The organism is Pseudomonas psychrophila (genome assembly GCF_001043005.1).
Classification (GTDB): Bacteria; Pseudomonadota; Gammaproteobacteria; order Pseudomonadales; family Pseudomonadaceae; genus Aquipseudomonas; species Aquipseudomonas psychrophila.
Window position 1 is genome coordinate 76,978 of sequence record NZ_JYKZ01000008.1, and the last position, 25,154, is coordinate 102,131.

The 25,154-nt window shown below is 61.0% G+C and carries 19 protein-coding genes; 14 read left to right on the forward strand and 5 right to left on the reverse strand.

Translation table 11 applies throughout. The annotated features are described in order from the left end of the window. Positions 1-67 precede the first annotated feature (67 nt). The gene (locus TU76_RS17295; RefSeq protein WP_048352200.1) at positions 68-2,848 is read left to right on the forward strand and encodes a hybrid sensor histidine kinase/response regulator; all 2,781 of its coding nucleotides are present in this window, start codon (positions 68-70) and stop codon (positions 2,846-2,848) included. Between the two features lie 59 nt (positions 2,849-2,907). Further along, positions 2,908-3,504, forward strand: coding sequence for a MarC family protein (locus TU76_RS17300; RefSeq protein WP_019826862.1), 597 nt, complete (start codon positions 2,908-2,910; stop codon positions 3,502-3,504). A gap of 126 nt (positions 3,505-3,630) precedes the next feature. Here TU76_RS17300 and cobJ read toward each other — a convergent pair whose 3' ends face one another. Genes cobJ through cobG form a run of 4 tightly spaced genes read right to left on the reverse strand, consistent with a single transcriptional unit; the run spans position 3,631 to position 7,976 of the window. Beyond that, on the reverse strand, positions 3,631-5,298 hold the full coding sequence (gene cobJ, locus TU76_RS17305; protein ID WP_048352201.1) for a precorrin-3B C(17)-methyltransferase: 1,668 nt from the start codon (positions 5,296-5,298) through the stop codon (positions 3,631-3,633). After that, positions 5,295-6,029, reverse strand: coding sequence for a precorrin-2 C(20)-methyltransferase (locus tag TU76_RS17310; protein ID WP_173667384.1), 735 nt, complete (start codon positions 6,027-6,029; stop codon positions 5,295-5,297). The genes cobJ and TU76_RS17310 overlap by 4 nt, the downstream gene beginning before the upstream one ends. Further along, positions 6,026-6,652 (reverse strand): precorrin-8X methylmutase, encoded by a 627-nt coding sequence (locus tag TU76_RS17315; protein WP_046810051.1) that lies wholly within the window; start codon positions 6,650-6,652, stop codon positions 6,026-6,028. Before TU76_RS17315 ends, TU76_RS17310 begins: the two co-directional genes overlap by 4 nt. Continuing rightward, a complete protein-coding gene (gene cobG, locus TU76_RS17320; protein WP_276617945.1) occupies positions 6,645-7,976 on the reverse strand; it encodes a precorrin-3B synthase in 1,332 nt (443 codons plus the stop codon). Before cobG ends, TU76_RS17315 begins: the two co-directional genes overlap by 8 nt. Before the next feature lie 200 nt (positions 7,977-8,176). On the opposite strand from cobG, the gene TU76_RS17325 reads away from it, so the two are divergent. From TU76_RS17325 to TU76_RS17380, 12 genes are all read left to right on the forward strand, one after another. Continuing rightward, positions 8,177-9,388: a bifunctional cobalt-precorrin-7 (C(5))-methyltransferase/cobalt-precorrin-6B (C(15))-methyltransferase gene (locus TU76_RS17325; RefSeq protein WP_019826856.1), complete on the forward strand. Its 1,212-nt coding sequence runs from the start codon at positions 8,177-8,179 to the stop codon at positions 9,386-9,388. After that, a complete protein-coding gene (locus tag TU76_RS17330) occupies positions 9,381-10,478 on the forward strand; it encodes a cobalt-precorrin-5B (C(1))-methyltransferase (protein WP_019826854.1) in 1,098 nt (365 codons plus the stop codon). The genes TU76_RS17325 and TU76_RS17330 overlap by 8 nt, the downstream gene beginning before the upstream one ends. After that, a complete protein-coding gene (locus TU76_RS17335) occupies positions 10,475-11,203 on the forward strand; it encodes a cobalt-precorrin-6A reductase (protein WP_048352203.1) in 729 nt (242 codons plus the stop codon). Before TU76_RS17330 ends, TU76_RS17335 begins: the two co-directional genes overlap by 4 nt. Positions 11,204-11,447: 244 nt before the next feature. Next, positions 11,448-11,846 (forward strand): DUF2946 domain-containing protein, encoded by a 399-nt coding sequence (locus TU76_RS17340; RefSeq protein WP_046810048.1) that lies wholly within the window; start codon positions 11,448-11,450, stop codon positions 11,844-11,846. 48 nt (positions 11,847-11,894) lie between these two features. After that, positions 11,895-12,389 carry a copper chaperone PCu(A)C gene (locus tag TU76_RS17345; protein WP_048352204.1) on the forward strand — a complete coding sequence of 165 codons (495 nt, stop codon included), beginning with the start codon at positions 11,895-11,897 and terminating at the stop codon, positions 12,387-12,389. Positions 12,390-12,437: 48 nt separating this feature from the next. Then, complete coding sequence (locus TU76_RS17350) at positions 12,438-12,809, forward strand: DUF2946 domain-containing protein (protein WP_048352205.1); 372 nt, start codon at positions 12,438-12,440, stop codon at positions 12,807-12,809. Between the two features lie 99 nt (positions 12,810-12,908). Beyond that, positions 12,909-14,966, forward strand: coding sequence for a TonB-dependent copper receptor (locus TU76_RS17355; RefSeq protein WP_019826846.1), 2,058 nt, complete (start codon positions 12,909-12,911; stop codon positions 14,964-14,966). Positions 14,967-15,065: 99 nt separating this feature from the next. Further along, on the forward strand, positions 15,066-16,442 hold the full coding sequence (locus TU76_RS17360; RefSeq protein ID WP_048352206.1) for a PepSY-associated TM helix domain-containing protein: 1,377 nt from the start codon (positions 15,066-15,068) through the stop codon (positions 16,440-16,442). 165 nt (positions 16,443-16,607) lie between these two features. Continuing rightward, complete coding sequence (locus tag TU76_RS17365) at positions 16,608-18,737, forward strand: TonB-dependent receptor (protein ID WP_048352207.1); 2,130 nt, start codon at positions 16,608-16,610, stop codon at positions 18,735-18,737. 155 nt (positions 18,738-18,892) lie between these two features. Then, positions 18,893-19,681: an ABC transporter ATP-binding protein gene (locus TU76_RS17370; RefSeq protein ID WP_019826841.1), complete on the forward strand. Its 789-nt coding sequence runs from the start codon at positions 18,893-18,895 to the stop codon at positions 19,679-19,681. Beyond that, entirely contained in the window at positions 19,678-20,628 is a 951-nt protein-coding gene (locus tag TU76_RS17375; RefSeq protein ID WP_019826840.1) for an ABC transporter substrate-binding protein, read from the forward strand. The genes TU76_RS17370 and TU76_RS17375 overlap by 4 nt, the downstream gene beginning before the upstream one ends. Next, positions 20,625-21,635 carry a FecCD family ABC transporter permease gene (locus TU76_RS17380; RefSeq protein ID WP_019826839.1) on the forward strand — a complete coding sequence of 337 codons (1,011 nt, stop codon included), beginning with the start codon at positions 20,625-20,627 and terminating at the stop codon, positions 21,633-21,635. The genes TU76_RS17375 and TU76_RS17380 overlap by 4 nt, the downstream gene beginning before the upstream one ends. On the opposite strand, the gene TU76_RS17385 is transcribed toward TU76_RS17380, so the two are convergent. Continuing rightward, positions 21,632-25,078: a DUF4329 domain-containing protein gene (locus TU76_RS17385; RefSeq protein ID WP_048654708.1), complete on the reverse strand. Its 3,447-nt coding sequence runs from the start codon at positions 25,076-25,078 to the stop codon at positions 21,632-21,634. The genes TU76_RS17380 and TU76_RS17385 overlap by 4 nt on opposite strands. Between the last annotated feature and the right edge of the window lie 76 nt (positions 25,079-25,154).

The window sequence follows — 25,154 nt, forward strand, 5'->3', positions numbered from 1 at the left end:
CCTTGCCTAACTATTCCAGGCCCGCGCATAGTTATCATCTGGCTTCACTTTACGAAGGGATTTCGCCGTGCGCTGGCTCAGGATCGCCATAGCTTTTACCGTCACGTTGCTGGCCTCTGTGCTCTGCATGATGCCTGTGCAGGCGGCATCAGGGACCAGTTGGTCTGTATTGCCAGACCCACAGGCAACCCTGCAACTGAGCGACGTACGCTCACCCCGTTTATCCAGTCAGTTCGGCCCTGTCGAACTCGATCGAATCATCGCTGCAGAACCCGGCGAAGCCTTGTGGCTGCGGGTGCACCTGCAACCCGAAAAACATGAGCAGGTCCTGCGAGTGTTCGCCCCCGATCTGGCGAACCTCGACATGTATGTCTTCGATGATCAAAAACTGATCAGCGAAACCAACACCGGCACGGCATTGCCCCTCAACAGCAAACCTGTGCCCAGCAGCGACTACCTGCTGCCCCTGCCCCAAAGCTCCAAACCCCTGGATGTCTACCTGCGCATGGTCTCTGACCACCAGTTGCGTCCCCACATTACCCTCGACACTGCCGTCATGCTGGCTGCCAACCAGACCAAGCCCTTGCTATATGGTTTGCTGCTGGGCTGCATGGCGATGCTGTTGCTGCACAACCTTGTTCGCTTTGCCTTCAGCCGCTCACCCAGCAGCTTATGGCTGGCCATCTGTGAAATTCTGCTCATGGCCAGCTCCGCGCTGTTCCTGAACCTGCTGGATCCCTGGCTCCCGGAGTGGCACGGCATACAAACCCCCGGCGCCTACCTGACCTTGCTGCTGACCGCGCCATGCGGGCTGATGTTCACCTACAGCTTTTTCTCTACCCGTGGCGCGCATCGCCTGCACAAACTGCTACTGCTGGACATCCTGATCATCTGCCTCGGTGGCCTGTTACTGCTGTTTATCGACAATCTGCCGCTCAACCTCATTACCTACGGCCTGGTCGGTCTGGCAAGCATCAGCATCCTGGTGGTTTCGATTTACCACTGGCAAAAAGGTTACCGGCCTGCGCGCATGTTTGTCATAGGGATGGTGATTTTCAATATCGGCACCCTGGTGATTCTCCCCGCGTTGCTGGGTTTGACCCTCATCGCGCCGCAAGAGCTGGTCCTGGCGCTGATGGCGATCATTTGCATCAGCGGGTTACTGATGAGCATCGCCCTGAGCGAGCGTAATCGCAGCATCACCCAGGCTCAGTTCAGCATCAGCCGCGAGTTGGCCGCCAGTAATGCCGAAGTGAACGCCAAGGCCGAGTTTCTGGCCAAGATCAGCCATGAAATCCGCACCCCCATGAACGGTGTTCTGGGCATGACCGAGCTACTGCTCGGCACGCCGCTGTCGGTCAAGCAGCGGGACTACGTCCAGACCATCCACAGTGCGGGCAACGAACTGCTGACACTGATTAACGAAATTCTCGATATTTCCAAACTCGAATCGGGGCAAATCGAGCTCGATGACGTGCAATTCGATCTCAATGCCCTGATCGAAGACTGCCTGAGTATTTTTCGCACCAAGGCCGAACAGCAGAACGTCGAGCTCATCAGCTTCATCCAGCCACAAGTGCCACGGGTCATCAGCGGTGACCCCACGCGCCTGCGCCAAACCCTGCTGAGCCTGCTCGAAAGCTCCCTGAAAAAGACTGACGAGGGCGAGATCCTCATCGTTGTGGCACTGGAGGAACGCAATGGTCCGCCGCGACTGCGCATTGCCATTCAGGATTCCGGGCAGCCTATGGATGAACAGGAGCGTGACGCCCTGTTGCATGCCGAGTTGCACAGCAAGAACTTCCTCGCCGCGACCCGCCTGGGTGGCCATTTGGGGCTGGTTATCGCTCGCCAGCTGATCATGTTGATGGGCGGCGAATTCGGCATAAAACCCGGGCAAACCATCGGTAGCAACCTGTGGCTGACACTGCCCCTGGACCCGCAGCACCTTGAACGCCAGACCTGCGACCTGGACAGCCCGCTCAAGGGCGCACGGGTGCTGGTGGTTGACGACAATGACACCTGCCGCAAAGTACTGGTGCAGCAATGCTCCGCCTGGGGCTTGAATGTCAGTGCGGCGGCGTCGGGCAAGGAAGCCCTGGCCTTGCTGCGCACCAAGGCGCACTTGCGTGACTACTTCGACATCGTGCTGCTGGACCAGAACATGCCCGGCATGACCGGCATGCAACTGGCCGCCAAAATCAAGGAAGACCCCAGCCTCAACCACGACATCCTGCTCGTCATGCTCACGGGCATCAGCAACGCACCGAGCAAGATCATTGCGCGTAACTGCGGGATCAAACGCATCCTCGCCAAGCCTGTGGCCGGTTACACCCTCAAGACCACCCTGGCCGATGAGCTGACCCAACGCAACAAGGGTCATGCCGCCGCACACACCACCGCCAACGGCCCGGCCGCCGTACCTGTTTCAGTACCCAGTGACTTCCGCATCCTGGTGGCTGAAGACAACAACATCTCGACCAAGGTCATTCGCGGCATGCTGGGCAAGCTCAACCTGCACCCGGACACTGCCTGCAATGGTGAAGAAGCCCTGAAGGCGATGAAAACCCAGCAGTACGATCTGGTCCTGATGGACTGTGAAATGCCCGTGCTGGACGGATTTTCAGCCACGGAGCAATTGCGCGCCTGGGAGGTCAGCCATCAGCGTGTACGCACCCCGGTGGTCGCGCTGACCGCACACATCCTCACAGAGCACAAGGAGCGCGCCCGACAGGCCGGCATGGACGGGCATATGTCCAAACCCGTGGAACTGTCGCAACTGCGAGAACTGGTGGAGTTTTGGGTCGAACAACGTGAGTTGCGTCAATCCTCGACACAACTGTCCTAACACACAGCCGAACCCCTGATAGACTTTCCGGCGCCCCTCCTTCGATATGAGCCAAGACCATGCTTCATATGCTGTTCAGTGTGTATTTGAAGATGCTGGTGCTCTACAGCCCGTTTTTCGTGCTGTCGTGCTTTATCAGCCTGACCCGGGGTTACTCAAACAAGGAACGCCGCCGCCTGGCCTGGAAAGTGGCCCTGGCAACGCTGATCTCCAGCGTACTGCTGTACCTGTTTGGACGCGCGATCTTCAATGTGTTCGGCATTACCGTCGACGCCTTCCGTATCGGCGCGGGCAGCGTGCTGTTTATCTCGGCGCTGGGCATGGCCCAAGGCAAGTCTGCCGTCCAGACCGACAACGTGCAGCAGGACGTGACCATTGTTCCGCTGACCATTCCGCTGACCGTTGGCCCCGGCACCATTGGTGCGTTGCTGGTCATGGGCGTCAGCCAGCCCCATTGGGACGACAAGCTGATGGCGATCACCAGTATTGCGCTGGCGAGCCTGACGGTTGGCGTGGTGCTTTACCTCTCCAACCGAATCGAACGGATACTGGGCGAACAAGGGCTGCAGATCGTCAGCCGTTTGATGGGCCTGTTTGTCTGCGCCCTGGCGGCCCAGATCATCTTCACCGGGATCCGGGGCTACATGATCCCCTGAAACACACCGGACGGTGGGAGATCATCTTCACCGGAATTCCCCTGAAAACACACAGTGACTGTGGGAGCGAGCCTGCTCGCGAAGCGGTTCAAGACCATTTCGCGAGCAGGCTCGCTCCCACGGGGCTCAGGGCTTTTCGCCATACCAGCGCGGCGTGTACACCCACTGCGTACCATCGACCCGCGGGAACGTGCAGGTGGTCGACGACCCCACCAGCACCATCGTGCGCATATCCACCTGATCCGGCGTCAACTCGCCCAGCGTGGTCACACGCAGGGTCTGGCCCGGACGGCCGATATCACGGCCCAACACCACCGGCGTTTGAGGCGTACGATGACGCCTGACGATTTCCAGCGCCACGCCCAACTGCCACGGACGGGAACGGGAGATCGGGTTATAGAACGCCAGGGCCAGGTCCGCTTCGCTCGCCAGATCCAGTCGCTTTTCAATGATGCTCCACGGCTTGAGGTTGTCGGACAGCGACATCACGCAGAAGTCATGCCCCAACGGTGCTCCCGCCTGTGCCGCCGTTGCCAGCGAGGCCGACACCCCCGGCAACATCTCCAGGTCAACGCTGTGCCACTGCGGGTCCGTGGACTCGTGCAAGGCCTCAAGCACGGCCGCCGCCATGGCAAACACCCCCGGATCCCCCGAAGACACCACCACCACCGAACGACCCTGTGCCGCCAGCTCAAACGCATGGCGGGCGCGCTGCATTTCTTCGCGGTTGTCGGTGCAATGCATCACCTGATCGTCGCGAAACGGTCCGGCCATGCGCACATACGTCTCATACCCCAGCACGTCATTGGCACGCGCCAACTCGGCCTTGACCGCAGGTACCATCAGCTCGGCAGCGCCAGGGCCCAGGCCGATCACGGCCAGACGGCCACGGGCCCGACCCAGCTGCAACGGGTCCAATGGCGCGGGGGCAACGCCCAGGGACATGTCATTACCCATCTCGCGCCAGACAGCAGGCACTACCGGCTCACCCGCGCTGACAAAGCGCAGGGGCACCGCCAGTTCGAGGGCTGTTTCACGCAACGACGCGCTGGCCATCAAGGTTTCGTCGGCGACGATGCACGCCAGTGATTGCCACGCCAGCTTCGCGTCATGCAAGGCCTCGCGAATGGCCTGTGGCGACACTTCAGCAGCCACTTTCACCAGCACATTACGGGGATAGATCAGCAGTTCGTCAGCGGCCGGCTCACGCTCGGCACTGCCGATATGAATGGCCAGACGCGCCTGCTGACTTTCAGGCAACTGCGCGCTGGCCAGCCACGGGGCATCGCCTTCAATACGTACCGATTCGCCCGCCAGCAGGTCAGAGACAAAACGCTTGCCCAACTCCAGATCACCCAACGCATAACCCTGTGGAGGATTGAGCAGGCAGGTACCAAAACGCAATTCACCACTGGTGGTGATCGCAGGGGCAATGCCCAGCCCGGCAGCGATGTTTCGGGCCAGATCATTCACGCCACCCAACCCGCCCAGCAGCGGCACCACCGCACTGGCGTCTTCGGCCACGGCCAGTACCGGCGGCTCGGCGCCCTTTTCCAACAACAGTGGCGCCAGCGTGCGGATCACAATCCCCGCCGCGCACAGCGCAATAATCGGTGTGTTCTGTTGATACAGCTCACGCAGGGTGGCGCCAAAATCGCTGTAGCCGCGATCAGCACCTTCAACCCGCCCCGTCAGGCCGTAAATAAGCGCCTCGGGGTAGCACTGTTGAATACGCTGCGCGGTGCTCAGGCTGCCATTACCCAGAATGACAATGGCTGGCGCTGGACGACTCATCCTTGCCACCGTTCGCCGGGCACGATAATCAGCGAGAAATACGGCGAAGACATCGGTTCCACTTCGTTGAGCGGGACGATTTTCTGATTGCTCATGGTCGCGCGCTCGACATACAGCGCACGCTCGGCCAGCCCCAGTTCACCCAGCACTTCACGCACCTTATGAAAGTTGCGGCCCAGTTTCATGATCACCGCTGCATCGGCAACCGCCAGGCGCGACTTGAGTTCGTCGTGGGGCAGCACGCCCGAAAGCACCGACAGGCTCTGATTGCGATACACCAGCGGCACGCCCAGCACCGAAGCGCCACCCAGCATCGAGCACACGCCCGGCACTACCTGCGCTTCAAAACGCTGGGCCAGACGGTCATGCAGGTACATGTAGGAGCCATAGAAGAACGGGTCGCCCTCGCAGATCACCGCCACATCGCGACCGGCGTCCAGATGCACGGCCACTTCGACGGCAGCCTGATCATAGAAATCGCTGATCACTTGCTCGTACGACAACGGCTCGGGCAACACTTCAGTGGTCACTGGATACACCAGCGGCATCTGGGTTTGCTCAGCTTGCAGGTGGGCTTCGATGATGCCGAAGGCATTGCCCTTTTTGCCTTTGGCAACGAAGTACGCCACCACCGGCGACTCACGCAGCAGGCGCAAGGCTTTAACGGTAATCAGCTCCGGGTCGCCAGGGCCAACGCCCAGACCGATCAAACGTCCTGGTTGCGTCATCATTCGATCTCCGTCGCCAGTGCATTGACCGCGGCGGCGGCCATTGCGCTGCCGCCACGACGGCCTTGCATGATCACAAACGGCACGCCGCGGCTGTCTGCCGCCAGCATGGCCTTGGACTCAGCCGCGCCAACAAACCCCACCGGGAAGCCCAGGATCAGCGCCGGTTTCGGTGCTCCGGCGTCGATCATTTCCAGCAGGTAAAACAGTGCAGTGGGCGCGTTGCCGATCACCACAACGCTGCCTTCCAGGTACGGGCGCCACAGCTCAAGGGCCACGGCCGAACGGGTGTTGCCCTTCTCCAGCGCCAGCTCTGGCACGCCTTCTTCACGCAGGGTGCAGATCACCGGGTTGTTAGCCGGCAAGCGGGTACGGGTGACGCCTTCGGAGACCATGCGCGCATCGCACAAAATTGCAGCGCCAGCGGCCAGTGCATCGCGCCCGGCCTTGCCTGCACCCGGAGAAAAGCGCAGGTCTTCAATGGCGTCGACCATGCCGCAGGCATGAATCACCCGAACCGCGAGTTTTTCCAGATCCGCCGGGATGCTGTCCAGGTTGGCCTCGGCACGAATAATGGCGAACGAGTTGCGATAGATCTCTTGACCATCGCGGATGTAATCAATCATCGGTGTTGCTCCGTTGGCGGGCCTCAAGCCAGGCGCCTGCCGCTTCAATAGTAAGGTTGCGCTCACGCAGAACACCGAATCCCGGCTGCTCTGGGGCACGTAAATAAAGGTCGTAATGACCGGGCGCCACGGCCAGCAATGTGACCGGCGCGACATGGGCTGCCGCGCAAGAGCGCAGGCATCCGGTCAAATGAATACTCAGCGGTTGCGACAGGTTCGCGGCCAGTTGGCGGGCGTCCTGCTTGGTGTCGGCCAGGCCTTTGGCGCAGGCGCTGGAGCCGGTGCAGGCGATCAAGTGGGCCAACGGGTTGCCCACGTCACAGCACAACCCCAAGGCGTGTAGCTGCCGCGTGACGGTCGACGCGTCTGCAGCCCGTACATTGGGCAGCAACACACTTTGCCACGGGGTAAACCGCAGCGTGCCATCGCCATACTCCCGGGCCAGATGCGCCAACCCCTCAAGCATGCCCGCACTCAGCCGACCCAGCGGTGGAGCGGCGCCGATATAGACCCGGTCCGTATCGCGCTGCGGGTACGTGCCGATGTGCAAGGACGCCGCGCCGGGCTCCCGCCGCCAGCTCGAAAGCGCAATGAGCGGTACCGGCAGGCGCTGTGCCAACTGCGCCATAAACGCCTCGACCGGCAACTCCTTGAGCAGGTGGCGCATGCGAATGTGCTCGGGGCGGGCCAGGTCGAGGAACAGCGTAAGTACCGCCAGCACCACTGCATGCCCGTGCTCGACGGGCACGCCAGCCAGGGCCGGATCGTGTGCCGGGCAGCCCGCAAGACCAAAGGCCAGTAGCGTCTGGCCATTTAGGTCAACGGCAGACAACCAAAGGTCATGATGATGCTCAAGCATCGCCAGCGCTTCGCCGCCGTCCAGTTGCACGGCGAACTTGGCGGACAACTCGGCAAAACGCGCCGTACTTTGCAGGCTGTCGAGGACCTGACGCGCCAGAGGCCAGGTATCTATCAACAGATCACGGTCGATACCTGCCGTGGAGCTGAGCATCAGGTTGCGCACATCATCGCTGGCAGCCGTGGCGGGCCCCAGCCCTGCGTCCAGCAAGGGACCGATCAGCGCAGCATGCTGCGGGCCAACCCCTCGAATTTGCAGGTTGCCCCGGTTAGTCGCCTCGATCACACCACTGGCATAGCGCTGGCTAACATCGGCCACCGCACGCGCCTGTGCAGCCGTTATCGAACCACCGTCCAGCTTGACCCGACAGATACCGCCATCCATCGCCTGGACAATGCGCAGTAACCCCGGGCAAGCCGAAGGGCGCACAGACGTCGTGACAGGAATTTCAGGTGGCAAGGTCAATGGTCGATCCAGAGCAGGCAATGAGCTATTGCAGGTGGCGCATTATGCCTGCTTTGGACAGCCGCATGAAAAGCCTGCCGGACGGAATGAATGCACAAGGCATCTGCAGCCCGAGGCTGCGCTATCATGCGGCCTGTATTCGCGCGGTCGTGCAAACCTGCTGGCGGATGGAACATTTGGCGTTATACAAGAGGATTGGCATGTCGCCCTGGCTAACAATTGTGGGAATCGGTGAAGACGGCTTTAGCGGGCTGGGAAAAAATGCGCGTCGCACCTTGCTCGGCGCAACCACCGTATTCGGCGCCCAGCGTCAGCTCAACCTGCTGCCTGCCTGCATTCGCGCCGAACGCCAAGCCTGGCCAAGCCCGTTTTCCCTGGCGCCGGTACTGGCATTGCGCGGCCAGCCGGTCTGCGTTCTGGCCAGCGGCGACCCGATGCTGTTCGGTGTCGGCGCCAGCCTGGCGCGAGTGATTGCCAGTGATGAGATGCAGGTGCTGTCGTCACCGTCATCCTTCTCACTGGCTGCCGCCCGCCTGGGCTGGCCGCTGCAGGACGTGGTCACGCTGTCAGTGGTGGCGCGCCCGGTGGCGGCCCTCAATGCCCACCTGCACAGTGGCGTGCGCTTGCTGGTTTTGAGCAACGACGGCAAAAGCCCTGCTGCTATTGCCGCTTTGTTGCGCGAACGTGGTTTCGGCCCCAGCCGCCTGCACGTACTGGAACACGTGGGTGGCCCCGCCGAACGGCAGGTCGAGGCCACCGCCAATGACTGGAGCGATCCGCCCATCGCCGCGCTCAATTTGATCGCTATCGACTGCCTGGCCGATGACACCGCCCAGCCGCTGTCACGCACGGGCGGGCTCCCCGACAGCGCCTTTGCCCATGATGGCCAGTTGACCAAACGCGACGTGCGCGCCATCACCCTCGCCCGCCTTGCCCCCTTGCCCGGTCAATTGCTCTGGGACGTGGGCGCGGGCAGTGGCTCCATTGGCATCGAGTGGATGCGCACGTGGCCCAGTTGTCGCACCCTGGCGATTGAAGCCGATGCCGGGCGCCAGCAACTGATTGAACACAACCGCGATGCTCTGGGCGTGCCCGGCCTGCAACTGATTCGCGGTAAGGCACCGCAAGCCCTGGCAGGACTCGAACGCCCGGACGCGGTTTTTATCGGCGGCGGCGTCACCCGCGAAGGCGTGCTCGACACCTGCTGGCAACAGCTCAAGCCCGGCGGGCGTCTGGTGGCCAATGCCGTCACTCTGCAAAGTGAAATGCTCTTGATGAGTTGGCGTGAACGCCACGGCGGCGAGCTGACACGGGTTCATATCGCTCAGGCACAACCTTTAGGCGAGTTCGACACCTGGCGCCAGGCGCTGCCTATTACTCTTCTCGACATGACCAAACCCCTCGATGCGTGACGAAACCGCCGAACAACCCGCACCGCTGCGCAGTGGCCTGACCACCGGCAGCTGCGCCACCGCCACCAGCCTGGCTGCGGCCCGCTTGCTGCTGGGCGGCGTCAGCCATGACGCGGTGGAAATCACCTTGCCCAAAGGTAAAAAGGTGCAGATGCGCCTGGAGTTCTGCCGCCTGAGTGAAGACGGCGCCGAAGCGGGCACTATCAAGGATGCGGGCGACGACCCGGACGTCACCCACGGCGCACTGTTGTACTCGCGGGTGCGCCTGCGCCCGGAACCGGGTATCGGTTTTATCGCCGGACATGGCGTCGGCACCGTGACCCGTCCGGGGCTGGTGCTGAACGTGGGCGAGCCGGCAATCAATCCGGTACCCCGCCAGATGATCACTGATCACTTGCAGCAATTGGCGGCCGAGCTGAGTTACGGCGGCGGCTTTGACGTCACCGTCAATGTTCAGGACGGTGAAGCCCTGGCCCTGAAAACCATGAATCCGCGCCTGGGTATTCTCGGCGGGCTGTCGATTCTGGGCACCAGCGGCATCGTCCGCCCGTTTTCCTGCGCCGCCTATATCGCCTCGATCCATCAAGGCATCGACGTGGCCAAAACCAATGGTTACCTGCATATCGCCGCCTGCACCGGCAATGCCAGTGAAGACACCATGCGCCGGGTATACAACCTGCCGGAAATTGCCCTGATCGAAATGGGCGACTTCGTCGGCGCGGTCCTCAAGCACCTGCGCAAAGTCCCTGTGGATAAGTTGAGCATTTGCGGCGGCTTCGGAAAAATCAGCAAACTGGCTGCCGGGCATATGGACTTGCACAGTCGCCACTCCAGCATCGACCTGCCGCAACTGGCCGAGTGGGCCGCCGCCATCGGTGCAGACAGCGCGCTGCAAGACGCCATCCGCCAGGCCAACACCAGCCAGCAGGCGCTGGCAATGGCCAGCGCAGTGGGTATCGCGCTGGGGGATGCGGTGTGCCAGCACGCACTGGATTTTGCCCGCAGCGTGGTGCCTGCCCAGGTGCAGATTGAAGTGTTTGCCATTGATCGCCAGGGCGCAATTGTTGGCCACGCAGGAGCCTTTGCATGAAGCGGATACTGTTGCTCGGTGGCGTCACCGAAGCGTTAGCCATCGCCCGCACGCTGGGCCCGCACCACGTCTACAGCCTGGCCGGAGTTGGGCGGGTGCCGACCGATCTGACCTGCGAGGTACGGGTGGGCGGTTATGGCGGTGCAGAAGGTTTGGCCCGGTACATTCGCGACGAGCGCATCGATTTGCTGCTGGACGCCACTCACCCTTACGCTGCGCAAATAAGCCAGAACGCGGCGTTGGCCGCAGCCGCCAGCGCCATCCCGTGCTGGGCCTTGCGCCGCCCCGCGTGGGTTGCGCAACCGCAGGATGACTGGCGCGAAGTGGCGGATTGGCCCGAACTGGTCCAAGCCCTCAAGCCTTTCAAGCGCCCGCTGCTTACCTTGGGCCGCGAGCCGCTGGAGCATGTGCATGAGATCCCCGAACAGCAGTTCTGGACCTTGCGCGCCCTCGACGTCTATCCCGGCAATGAACGCTGCGAAGTGATCGGCGCACGGGGACCGTTCCTGATCGACCAGGAGCGAGCGTTGTTCGAGGGGCGGCAGATCGATGTGCTGATCAGCAAAAACAGCGGCAGCAGCGCCACCGAACCCAAGCTGGAAGTGGCCCGTGAACGCGGGGTGCCCGTGTTGATCCTCAAGCGGCCGGAGTTGGCGCAGGTGGATCGGGAGTTTTTGACGACCAAGGACGTGCTGGAGGCGTTGGCGTGGGGAAGTTATGTGTAAGTCATCCCTTTTATGAACACCCCGTTACCAGTGAGAGCTGCGGGGCGACATGCCTGCTATGCAAACGACGAGGCCTGTCAGGTATGTCTTCGCGAGCAAGCCCGCTCCCACAGAAAAGCCCTATGAGTAGTACAAAACGCACATTAGCTATACTTGCGCGACACTTCGCCACACCCGCTCTTTTTACTTACGCCGATCATTCAGGCTAAATAGCCGCCTGATCGCTTCACTCATGGAATTGCTCATGTCCCGACAACGGTTTGCATTTGCCTGGATCGCCTGCTTTGCAGTGCTGTTCAACATGCTCGCCATGTCGACAGCCGGGGCGATGAGTGACACTAAACAAGCCTCAACCGAACAGTTCATGTGGAGCAGCTTTTGCACCTCCACCGGCACCAAGATGGTCGCCGTGTCGCTGGGCCAGGTTGACGCTGGCGACAGTCAGAAAGACGATCACTCCACCATGCAGCACTGCTGGTGCTGTTCGGGTTCCGCCTCTGTCGTGGCCCTGCCCGCCCATATCCCAACGCTGTACTTTGCGGCCATCGAGCATGGTCACAGCCAGGTCCCTGACCACCTCAAACGTCCTACCCCGCGCCAGCAATGGCCAAGCCTCAACCCCCGCGCCTCGCCCCTGGTCTGATTCATCCTCGCAACCCCTTTGCGTTTTGAATCGTTCCGGAGAATTGCCATGTTGAACCTTTCCCTGTTCAAGCACGTCGTGATCGCGGCGGCTGTGTTGCTGCCTGCCTGTTTTGCCAATGCCCATGAATACAAAAGCGGCGACCTTGAAATCGCCCACCCGTGGTCGCAAGAGCTACCGCCCAACGCTCCAACGGTGGCCGCCTATTTCGTGATCCACAACACCGGCAACAGCGCAGACCGTTTGATCAGCGTCGACACCCCCATTGCCGATAAAGCAGAACTGCATCAGCACGTGATGGAGGGCGACTTGATGAAAATGCTGCCCGTGACCAGCGTCGAAGTACCCCCCGGTGGCACGGTCACGTTTGCGCCCATGGCGTACCACGTGATGATGTTCGGCCTTAAAGACCGCGGCCTGCTGCAGGACGGCAAGCACTTCCCGCTGACCCTGCACTTTGAAAAAGCCGGCGCCGTACCGGTTCAAGTCAACGTACAGAAACAGCCCCCGGCTGACAGCATGGAACACATGCACGCCCACTAACGGCCAAGGTTTCTGACCCCCGTGCGCGAACCTCGCGCCAGGCACTCCATGTCGCCCGTTCGCGGCAGTTGGCTGAGCCTGTTTGCCATGTTGATGATCTTTATCGGTCCGCTGATTTCACAGTCGATGCCGATGGATCATCACGACTCCATGCCAATGCCCATGTCGATGGATATGGGCATGGACATGTCTGCGCACGCTGAACATAAACAACCCTCCCCTGACCACCATGCCATCTGGGCAAAGTGCGGCTACTGCACGTTATTGTTCAGTTGTCCAGCGCTCCCCGGCAGCGTGGGCCTGGCGCTGTTTGATGCGCCCGCACCCGAACGTTATCTGGCCTCCAACCCCCGACTGGGCCACGCCCGGCAACCGGTCTTCCCTGGCGCCCGCTCCCGAGCTCCGCCCGTATTCCTTTAGGCACCGACACAACATCTTCATCGAGCCAACCTGCATGCGCTGCTTAAGACAGCCGCAGGTTCCTGGCCGCGTTGTACTCGCTTGAATACTGGAATGCTTATGTCCCGTTTTACTGCTGCCTCACGTTTGCCTTTTGCCCTTAGCACCCTGTGCTGCGCAATCCTGGCGTCTACCGCTGTCGCCGACGAACATGCCGGTCACACTAATGAGCTAAGCCCTTTGGTGATTACCGCCGTCGCGCCCAGTTCGCCCCTGACCGTCGTCACCAACCCTAAAGATCCGCGCCAGCCGGTGCCCGCCAGTGATGGTGGCGATTACCTGAAAACCATCCCCGGCTTCGCCCTGATTCGCAACGGCGGCACCAACGGCGACCCGGTGTTACGTGGCATGTTCGGTTCACGCCTGAACATCCTCACCAACGGCGGCATGATGCTCGGTGCCTGCCCCGGCCGCATGGACGCGCCAACGTCCTATATCTCCCCCGAAACCTACGACAAGCTCACCGTGATCAAAGGCCCGCAAACGGTGCTTTGGGGCCCCGGCGCATCCGCGGGCACCATCCTGTTTGAACGAGAGCCCGAGCACTTCGGCGAACTGGGCACCCGGGTCAACGCCAGCCTGCTGGCCGGCTCCAACGGCCGCTTCGACAAAACCATCGATGCCGCCGCCGGGGGTCCGCTGGGTTATGTGCGGGTGATCGGCAACACCGCCCATGCCGACGACTACAAAGACGGCAATGGCGACACCGTGCCCTCGCGCTACGACAAGTGGAACGGCGATATCGCCCTCGGCTGGACCCCGGACGCCGACACCCTGCTGGAACTGACTGCTGGCAAGGGCGATGGTGAAGCCCGCTCTGCAGGCCGCGGCATGGATGGCAGCCAGTACAAGCGAGAAAGCCTGGGGCTGCGGTTTGAGAAGTCCAATATCGGCGACGTTCTCGACACGATCGAAGCCCAGATCTACTACAACTACGCCGACCATGTGATGGACAACTACACCCTGCGCACCCCGTCGGGCACCGGCATGATGGCAGGCCCGATGGCGTCCAACGTCGACCGCCGCACCCTCGGCGCACGAATCAAGGCCACCTGGCGCTGGGCTGATTACCAGTTGATCAGCGGCATCGACGCGCAAACCAACGAACACCGCAAACGCTCCGGCATGGGCATCGACACCTACAAGGATCAGAACTGGAGCAAAGATGCCGACTTCCACAACTACGGTGCTTTTGGCGAACTGACCTGGTACGCCGCCGAGCGTGACCGGGTAATCAGCGGCGCGCGGCTGGACCGAGCTTCTGCCAAGGATTACCGGGCGCGCCTGGGCTCGGGAATGATGAGCAAACCCAACCCGACCCTGGACAAAACCCGCGCCGACACCCTGCCCAGCGGCTTTGTACGCTATGAGCACGACCTGGCCGACAGCCCGACCACGCTCTACGCAGGTCTTGGCCATACCCAACGCTTCCCGGACTACTGGGAACTGTTTTCGCCCAGTTCAGGCCCGGCCGGCTCGGTGAACGCGTTCGATGCCATCAAACCCGAAAAAACCACCCAGCTCGATATGGGCCTGCAATACAAAACCCAAAACCTGGAAGCCTGGGCCTCGGTGTATGCCGGTGAAATCCGCGATTACATCCTGTTCGATTACGCCAATGGCGCGTCACAGGCACAGAACATCAACGCCCGGATCATGGGCGGTGAAGTGGGTGCTGCTTATCAGTTGACCTCCAACTGGAAGGCCGACGCCACCCTGGCCTATGCCTGGGGCAAAAACACCAGCGATGGCAAGGCACTGCCACAAATGCCGCCGCTGGATACCCGCCTCGGCCTGACCTACAGCGAAGACGACTGGAGTGCTGGCGCCTTGTGGCGAGTGGTGGCCCCCCAGGACCGCATCGACCGCAACGCGGGCAACGTCGTGGGCAAGGACTTCAACAAGAGCGCAGGTTTCGGGGTGTTCTCGCTCAATGGCGCCTACCGCATCAACAAAAACCTCAAGGTCAGCGCCGGAGTCGACAATTTGCTGGATAAAAACTACAGCGAGCACCTGAACATGGCGGGGAACGCGGGTTACGGCTACCCGGCCAACGATCCCAGGGCGATCAATGAACCGGGTCGCACGCTCTGGACCAAGGTGGATGTGAGTTTCTGATAAACCCCAGGCCCTCACCCCAACCCTCTCCCGATGGGAGAGGGCCAGGGTGAGGGGCATTGCTGACAACAACATTTTTGAACTTGCGGAGCCGCTCACATGAGCCAACCAACACCGTCTTTCTACAACTTGGCCTGGCGCTGGCATTTCTATGCCGGGCTGTTTGTCGCCCCCTTCATGATCCTGCTAGCCCTGACCGGGATTATCTACCTGTTCAAGCCCCAGCTTGACTCCCTGATGTACGACCATCTACTCAACGTGACCCCGGCCCATCACAGCCTCAGCGCCGATGAGCAGCTCAACCGCGTGAAAGCCGCTTATCCACAAGGCCACATCAGCCAGTACCTGCCGCCCATCAATCTTGAGCGCAGCGCCCAGTTCGTGCTCCACAACGGCGGGCGCGAACTCAACGTATTCATCAATCCGTACAACGGCGACGTGCTGGGCGAGCAAGACGCCAAGCTCAATCTGCAAGCCGTGGCCCGTGCACTGCATGGCGAGCTGATGATCGGCACCCTGGGCGACCGGCTAGTGGAACTGGCCGCAGGCTGGGGGGTGGTGCTGGTGGTATCCGGCCTGTACCTGTGGTGGCCACGAGGGCAATCGGCCGCCGGAATACTCTGGCCGCGCCTGAGCCGTCGCGCACGCCCGCTGTGGCGCGACTTTCACGCCGTTACCGGTTTCTGGGGCGCAGCCCTGCTGCTGTTCATGCTGATCAGCGGCATGACCTGGACCGGCTTCTGGGGCAAGCAATACGCCGACGTGTGGAACCAGTTCCCGGCAGCGATGTGGAACAACGTACCCACGTCCGATATTGAAGCCCGCAGCCTCAACACCGCCACCCGTCAAACCGTGCCCTGGGCGCTGGAAAACACGCCGATGCCGGTCTCCGGTGCCCACGCCGAGCACATGGGCCACGGCGCGACGCCAAGCGGCCCTGCGGCACCGGGCATCACGTTGCAAGACGTAGTCGACATCGCCACCGCACGCAAGGTCGAACCCGGCTACAGCATCACACTGCCAACCACCGCCACTGGCGTCTTTACCGTGGCCGTCTTCGCCGACGACCCGCGCAACGATGCCACCCTGCACGTTGATCAATACACCGGCCAGGTGCTGGCGGATGTGCGCTGGCAGCATTACAGCAATGTCGCCCGTGCCACTGAAATGGGCGTGATGCTGCATGAGGGCAAACTCTTCGGCTCGCTGAACCAGATCGCAATCTTGCTGGTGTGCCTGATGATCCTCCTCAGCTCGATCAGTGGCCTGGTGATCTGGTGGAAGCGCAGGCCCCAAGGCCGTCTGGGCGTGCCGCCTCTACGGCACGATTTACCGACCTGGAAAACGGGCGTTGCAATCATGATCGCCCTGGCAATTGTGTTCCCGCTGGTGGCTGCCTCCTTGATTGCGGTGTGGGTGCTTGATCGTTTGCTGCTGTTGATCCGCAAAAAACGCCCACGTGAGCACCTCTCATAATGCGCATGAGGCATCCGAGTGGCGCATTCCTGAGCCACTGCGATAATGGCACGTCAGTATCACGCGCGAAATAAATGTTACTGTATAACAAAAGCGTTTAAGCTCTATCACCCGCCGCCAGGAGGCAGCGGGGACACCTCTTGAAATAAGCGACTCACTGCCCCGATGAACACGTACCTTTTATCCAGTCTCTGCCTGCTGGCGATCAACAGCGCCCAGGCCGATGACAGCGCCCCTTCCCTGATGTTGCCCGCCGCGAGCATCACTGCTCCTGAAGTCGACATTGAAAGCATCGACCTCAAGACCGCCACCTCTGCCGGTTCGCGTCTGAACCTCAACAGTCTCGAAACCCCGGCCAGCGTCGAAAGCCTGACGGGCGCGCAAATCCGCGCCCGTGGCGATCGCAGTGTGCAGGACGCCGTGACACGCACCACCGGCATCAGCAACACCGGCACACCGGGCAACGGCGGCTCGTCGTACTCGGCCCGCGGCTTTGTCGGCCAGGGTTCGGTGATGCAGTTGTATGACGGGATTCGCATGTACAGCGGCGCAGGCACCGTGACCTTCCCGGTGGACGACTGGTCGGTGGAGCGCATCGACGTGCTGCGCGGCCCTGCCTCGGTGCTGTATGGCGAAGGTGCCACCGGCGCGGTGATCAACGTGATCCCGAAAAAGCCCTTCAGCGGCGAAATCGAGAACCATGTCCGCCTGGGCTACGGCTCCTACGATGCCCACCAACAGGCGCTGGACAGTGGCGGCTCACTCACCGACACCCTGAGCTACCGGTTGAATATCAACCATATCCAGAGCAATGGCTGGATCGACCACGGCGACTCCGAAAGCACCTTTATCAGTGCCGCCCTGCGCTGGCAGGCCAACGACGACCTGGCATTCACCCTGAGCCACGACTACGGCGACCAGGAGCCGAAGAACGACTTCGGTGTGCCGCTGATCAATGGCCATTATCACAAGAGCCTGCGCGACAAGAACTACAACGTGCGTGATGCCAAGCTGCATTACAACGACCAGTGGACGCGCCTGAACACCGAGTGGCAGATCAGCGACGACCTCAGCGCCAGCAACGAGCTTTATTACCTCAAGGCCCAGCGCCGTTGGCAGAACGCCGAGCGCCATGCCTGGAATGAGGACCGCCAGACCTTGCTGCGCAGCGGTTACTTCAGCATCAAGCATGAGCAGGAGCAGGTCGGCGACCGCCAGACCTTTACCCTCAACCACGACCTGTTCGGCCTCAAAAGCAGAACCCTGGTGGGGGCGGACTACAACCGTATCCACTTCAACCTGCACAGCAACTCGCCGTATACCGATGTGAATACAAACGGCCAGCCGATCGACCTGTACCACCCGGATCGTGGTCAATTCGAAAGCCGCTCGCCGTACCTTGACCAGTTCAAGACCACGACCCAGCAGGTCTCGCTGTTTGCCGAAAACCGCACCGAACTGACCGATCAGCTGTCGCTGGTGACGGGAGTACGCCGCGATATCGTGCATCTGGACAACGATAACCTGGTCAAAGACACGCGCAGCGATCGCAGTCTGTCGGCCAATAGCTGGAAAGTCGGGCTGGTGTATGAGTTGACGCCGGACATGTCGATCTATGCCCAGCAGGCCACCAGTGTTGACGGTGTGGCCGGGCTGATCAGCCTCTACCCGGACGAGCAGGGCTTTGACCTGGCCCGCGCCCGCCAGACCGAAATCGGCTTCAAGCAGATGTTCTGGGACCAGCGCGGCGAATGGACAGTGGCGGCTTATCACATCGTCAAGAAAGACCTGATCACGGCCGACCCGAACAATCCGGGCATCTCGCAACAAGTGGGCGAACAGTCCTCCAGTGGCCTGGAAGCCAACCTTGATCTGCAACTGCCCCATCGCTGGCAGCTACAGGCCAATGCCTCGGTGGTACGCGCCCAATACGACACATTCGATGAAAACGTGAACGACGTGGCCGTCTCTCGCAAAGGCAACCGCCCCACCGACGTGCCGCGCCGTACCGCCAACCTGTGGCTGAGCAAGGCCGTGACCGATGACGTGAACGCCGGCGCCGGCGTGCGCTATGTCGACTCGCGTTATGCCGATTACGCCAACACCGTCGAGCTGCCGAGCTACACCGTGGTAGACGCCACCGTCAGCTGGAAAGCGCTGCCTAAAACCACCCTGGGCGTGCGCCTGAACAATTTGTTCAACCGCCAGTACGCCGTAACCCAATACAATAACGGCCAGCAGTGGATCATGGGCGAACCGCGCTCGCTCTTCGTGACCGCTGATTATGCCTTCTGACCCAATCTGTGCACTTCAACCGTGGGAGCGAGCCTGCTCGCGAAAAGCATTCGCGAGCAGGCTCGCTCCCACAGGGGCGCCTTGATCGCAAACAGAGTCTCTGCACAGCTCCAGGCAGCACACCACATTCTCAACATTGGCCAACCCGGATTTTTATGACTCGCCTCACCCTCACCCAACTCGCCTGGACCCCTCTGGGCCACGGCCATTGTCACCACCAGTTCCAGCTGCGTGATGCCAACCTGCACGTCGCGGCGGGTGAGTTCGTGGGGTTGATCGGGCCTAACGGCAGCGGCAAGACCAGCCTGTTGCGCTGCGCTTATCGCTTCAGCAAACCCGAGGCGGGCGAGGTCCACCTGGGCCCGCACAACCTCTGGCAGCAATCGCCCCGCTGGTGTGCCCGGCGCATCGCGGTGGTGTTGCAGGAATTCCCCGACGCCTTTGGCCTGACCGTCGATGAAGTGGTCGCCATGGGCCGAACCCCGCATAAGGGCCTGTTCGACGGCGACACCGAGGCCGACCGCCAACTGGCCAAAAACGCTCTGCAGTCAGTGGGTCTCAGCGGCTTTGAAGACCACGCTTTCGCCACCCTCTCGGGGGGTGAAAAACAGCGCGTGATCCTAGCCCGAGCCCTGACCCAGCAACCTGAACTGCTGATCCTCGATGAGCCGACCAATCACCTCGACCCGCGCTATCAGCTGGAGCTGCTGCAACTGGTCAAGCGCCTGAAGATCGGCACCCTGGCCAGCATTCATGACCTCAACCTGGCCGCCGCGTTTTGCGACCGGCTGTACGTGATCAACCACGGCAAGATCATCGCCAGCGGCACCCCGCGCGAAGTGCTGACCGTCGAACTGCTGCGCGATGTCTTTGGCGTGGCGGCCTTGATCGACGATCACCCGCTGTCCGGCTACCCGCGAATTACCTGGATAACCCAACCATGAAGCTGATCCGCCTAGCACTCGGCCTTTGCGCATTACTGGGTGCCCAGCTGACCCTGGCTGACACCACGCAGTACCCGCTGACGATCAAGAGCTGCAACCGCGAGGTGACCTTTACCCACGCCCCGGAACACGCAGTCAGCCACGACATCAACATGACCCAGATGATGCTCGCCCTGGGCCTCAAGCCGCACATGGCCGGCTACAGCGGCATCAGTGGCTGGAAGGCGGTAACGCCCGAGATGAAAGTGATCCTCGATGGCCTGCCGGAACTGGCAAGCAAATACCCGTCGGTAGAAACCCTGCTCAACGCCAACGTCGACTTCTTCTTTGCGGGCTGGGATTACGGCATGCGCGTTGGCGGCGACCTCACCCCGCAAACCCTGACCCCGCTGGGCATCAATGTTTACGAGCTGACAGAGTCCTGCGCCTTTGTGATGAAGCGCCCGGCCGCCAGCATGCAAGACACCTACAACGACCTGCGCAACCTGGGCAAAATCTTCAATGTGCAAGACCGCGCCACGGCACTGATCGTGCAGATGCAACAAAAAATCGCCGAGGTGCAAACCTCTTTGCCCGCCACAAAACCCCGGGTGTTTTTGTACGACAGCGGCGAAGACCGCGCCATGACCTCGGGCAAGCTCGGCATCCCCCACGCCCTGATCGAAGCAGCAGGCGGCAATGACATCCTCAGCGACATCGACGCCAGTTGGACTCGCATCAACTGGGAAACCGTGGTCGAGCGCAACCCCGAAGTCATCGTGATCGTCGACTACAGCGAAGTCAGCGCCGAGCAAAAACAGCACTTCCTCCAGACCAACCCCGCGCTGCAATCGGTCGACGCCATCCGCAACAACCGTTTTATCGTGATCCCCTACGTGCAGGCCACGCCGGGCATCGATAACGTGCTGGCAATAGAAACCATGGCCAAAGGTTTCCACCCACAATGATGGCTCGTCGCTACGCCTTGTTGCTGATCGGCCTCGGCGCACTGCTGCTGGTGTCGTGTGTGGTGTCCCTGGGCTTTGGTCCGGCGCGGGTGCCCGTGGACGTGGTGTGGCACATTTTGCTTAACAAACTGTTCGGCCTGGGCGAGGTGAGCTGGAGCGCTGGCCAGGAACATATCGTGTGGCTGATCCGGGTGCCGCGCATGCTGCTCGGGGCCTTGGTCGGCGCCGGCCTGGCACTGATCGGCGCAGTGCTGCAAGCGGTCACGCGCAACCCGCTGGCCGACCCGCATCTACTTGGCGTCACCAGCGGTGCCACCTTGGGCGCGGTGATTGTGGTGCTGCACGTGGGTGAAATCGTCGGCCTGCTGACCCTGCCCATCGCTGCGTTTATCGGGGCCTTGCTGAGCATGCTGCTGGTACTGGCCATCGCCAGCCGTCATGGGCGCCTGGACAGTGACCGCCTGTTGTTGTGTGGGGTTGCGGTGTCATTTGTGATGATGGCCGTCGCCAACACACTGCTGTTTTTGGGCGACCATCGCGCCAGCTCCGCCGTGCTGTTCTGGATGCTCGGCGGCCTGGGACTGGCGCGCTGGGAACTGCTGGCAATCCCCAGCGCCAGCGTGCTGCTGGGGCTGGTGTTACTGCTGGGCATGGCCCGCCCGCTGAACGCCCTCATGGCCGGTGAGCAAACCGCTGTCACCCTGGGCCTGAATGCGCGCAACGTGCGGCTGCGGGTATTTTTGATCGCCTCGCTGATGACTGGCGTCTTGGTTGCCATCAGCGGTTCGATTGGCTTTGTCGGCCTGATGATCCCGCACATCGCACGGCGCCTGGTGGGCGCCGAACACCGGCGCCTGCTGCCGGTATCCGCCTTGTTGGGCAGTGTGTTTCTGGTGTGGGTCGACGTCGCTGCCCGTACCTTGATCGCCCCCGAAGACTTGCCCATCGGCGTCGCCACGGCAGCGATTGGTGGTCTGTTCTTTATTGGCCTGATGCGTAAACGTTAAAGCTCATCGCGTACCGGCCCCACCTTTAACTGCGCCACCGGCGTACCGGGGGTCACCCCTTCATAGTCAAACGAAAGCGGTTGAGTCGACACCGTCAGGTGCGTGTCGACTGCCCCGGCTCGCGGCCAGGTAGCGCTGGGTTCCAGCACCTGTAAAACGCCCGAATTGAGCACCTGGGTCAGCAGATCCTCGGGGTTGCTCGGTGTTCGGGTTGGAGCATTGTTTTCAATGAAGTAGCGCTCATAGGTGAAACTGGCGCCACTGACATACTCACACAACCGGTCATTAGCCTCCTTGCTCCCCCGGGTGTACTTCAACAACGCACCGTCGTCGGTCGTGAGGTACAGATCATCCAGGCTCGCGTCGTTCAGTTGCCGGTGAAGGGTTCGCGTGGCGTAGCAAATGTCGACCGGCCAAAACATGTTTTTAAGCAGATTGGTTTCGACAGGGCTACCCGCCGATTGCCCGTTTACATCACGGGCAAAATGCAGGCTATTGATTGAATAGCCCGTCGGCAAAATTGCTTTGGCAGCCATCAGGTTCGGTATCGACAAATGGGTGTTGAGGATCATCTGCGCCACATTGACCGGCTCGCCGTTTTCCACTGATTGCAACGCCACGCAGATGTCGTAGGCCCGATGGCGTAAAACACCGCCCATCACACTCCCGGTCTGCGCACGCTTGAGGTGCAAATGCTCATACCGCGCCGCATCATCGGGGTGGCTGAATACAGGGCTCATAGCGAACAGGCGGATACTCCTGGCGGCCGCGCTGGGCACCTCCAGCCCAAAGGGGCGCCATGTGGGCGATACGCGACCCGGATTGAGCCAGAGCGGGTTGGTTTTGATCACCTGTAGATCCCCTGCCATCGCAACACGGCGCACATAGTCCAGTGGCGTCAATTTAAGCGTCATGAGTTGATTGAGTGTGGTCTGGCCCCCGTTCTGGAACACACCGGTGGACAGCTGTGTCGCTGCCGAGCGGTCCAGATAGCGCAACAGCGCCCCGTCGCTGGTGGACAAGTAGAGCACCGCAGTAGCAGGAACCACTGCGTTCTGCTCCTTGATGCTGTCACTGAGTATCAACCCCTGCGCCATATGCACCGGGGACACAAACCCTTCATAGATCCTGCGGGTGTTCATGCCTTCCACCTGAGGCGGCATTTTAGGCGCGGCCACATACACCCCTTGAAAGGTGAACCCGGGGGACAGGTTGAATTGGCCGTCCAACCCATCCAGTGGAAACAGTCGATTCAAGGTAAATGGCTCATCTGGGACCGGCAGAGTCGCCACGTATTCATTGCTGTGGGGGTTGCCGAGGATCAAGCCGTACTGAGCCGCTTCACCATGAACCATTCGTTCATGGGTATAGCGCATGGCATCTTGCAACTGACTGAACACAGGGCTCAGGGCAGGTTGTCGAATCGTCCCGGCCGACGGAGCTGGCCGTGAATTAGGGGTGAAATCTGACGTTACCTGCCCCGCTGTCCCCCACAGTGTGCTGCCAACCACCACCTGCAGATCCCCGGCCCGCGCGACCCGGCGGATGTATTCACTGGGTTTGAGAGCGTTGGCCCGCATCGCCATGTTGATCGCGTTTTTACGCACCTGCTCAGGGTGCTCGACAGGGGCCGCTATCTGCTTGCGCAGTAAATGTTCGCTCACCGAGTCGCTGGGCGTGTACTTGAGCAGCGTGCCATCCCGAGCCGAAAAATAACGGCTGGGTGCCCACTCCCGGTCCCTGATCGCGGCGTTCAACTCATGGGGCTCAAGCATGGTTTGAAACAGCTGCTCTTCAGCCGCCGTTCGCCATAGCTGCAAAGGATGCACCCGGTGCGTGTGATACACCGCAACCACCGAGCAACCGTGAGGCGTGAGTGCAATCAGCTCCGGGGGGATGACGCATGTCGGATCGAAGGTCTCGTTGTGGCAAGCCAGGGGCTCGGTTGCGACAAAGCGGTTGTCCAGCCGTTGATAGATCAGCCCGCCGTAAACCTTATCGTCGCGACGGGCAATTTTTTCGTGGGCATCGCGCGCAGCATCATCCGCCGAAAGAAAGGACGGCCCCAGCGCCCGGCGACTGAACCCCTGGTAAGGCTCCCAGGTGGGCTTTACCCGCCCGGGCCTGCTCCATAAATCACTGGTATGCAGCACGCTCAGCTCGCCTGCGCTGGCCACATGGCGGATATAGGCAAGGGTTGTCGTCATGCCACCCAGCAGCTCGCGCTCAATGGCCAGCCCCGGCCCTTCGCTTTTTGGCAAAGGCTGCGAAAAGGATGTTTCAGCACTGACAGAGGTCGAGACGTACTTCAAGACGGCACCGTCGCGGGTGCAGATAATGAGCGGCACCGCCCGTTCAGGCGAGGAGTCGGCAACTGCTTTTGCCGCATTGATCCCGTTGACCAACGTCGCAGGGGCCACAAAGTTCTTGAACAGCGAAGGCTGCTGCGCAGGGATCAGGCTTGGATCACGGTAAAAACCATCGCTGCAATAAAAGCTTGCCACTTGGTACTGCGTCGGCAGGGGCAATGGGTTACTGGGCGTCGGCGGAAAAATCTTCGACAGCGAAAAATCCATGTCCCCTGTCATCGGCTCAGAGGCCACAAAAATAGGTCGGGTTTTATGTTTGAGGATCACCCCGAACACGGGCTCGCTGGTTTGATTTACCCGGGCCCGCACTTCTTTGACCGCCTGTTCCAGGCTGTCGTTAATAGGTCCAAATGCCGGCTGTTGAACAATCACAGGGGCAATATCCAAAGATTGGGTGGGCGCATACACCTTGAAGTCAGGTTGCACCCGGCCGACTTTTCCACCCCAGACTTCCGTGGCCTGGATCATCCTTAATCGGCCCATACTGGCCGCCGCCTGCACGAACTCTGCGATGGTTTCAAAGGTGATTTTACCGGCCAGGGTATCGAGCGCTATTCGCTCGACAAGCGCATTTTCCAGGGCCGAGCCGCTGGGTATGTACTTGATCAGCGAACCGTTTACACCCGATAAATAATGCGCGGGAGCAAAATTGGCATTTAGACGGTTGAGCACCATGTCCGTCGAAGAAAAGGCATTGATCGACGTGTAAATGTCTTCTGGGCTCCAGTGCTTGAAACCGCTCTTTAACCGGTCATAGTCCGCCGGATGAGAGTGGTAGAGAGCGGCACAGGCATAACCCGGCGGGCTGATGAACTCCCCTGCGCTGTTGGTTGAGATCACCAGCGTAGGGTCGAAGGAGTCGGTTTTGCCTCGCACCGGGCGCGTCGCAAAGTAGCGGCCTTCGGCGTCCGTCAAGATAGCCCCGCCATACTCCACAGAACGATAATCACCAATCAATTGATGGGCAAAGCGCGCGGCGTCGTCGGCATTGATAAAGGGCGGACTCAAGGTCGGTAACGAGACGTGTATGTTGGGGCGTGCATGCCGTTTATCACGGCCGTCAGTCTGTTCCATGGCACTGGCTTCCTTTATGAAAAGAAGGGCGAAAAAATTGCGCCCTCCTTGCATAGTCCCGCCAGCCACCGCGTTA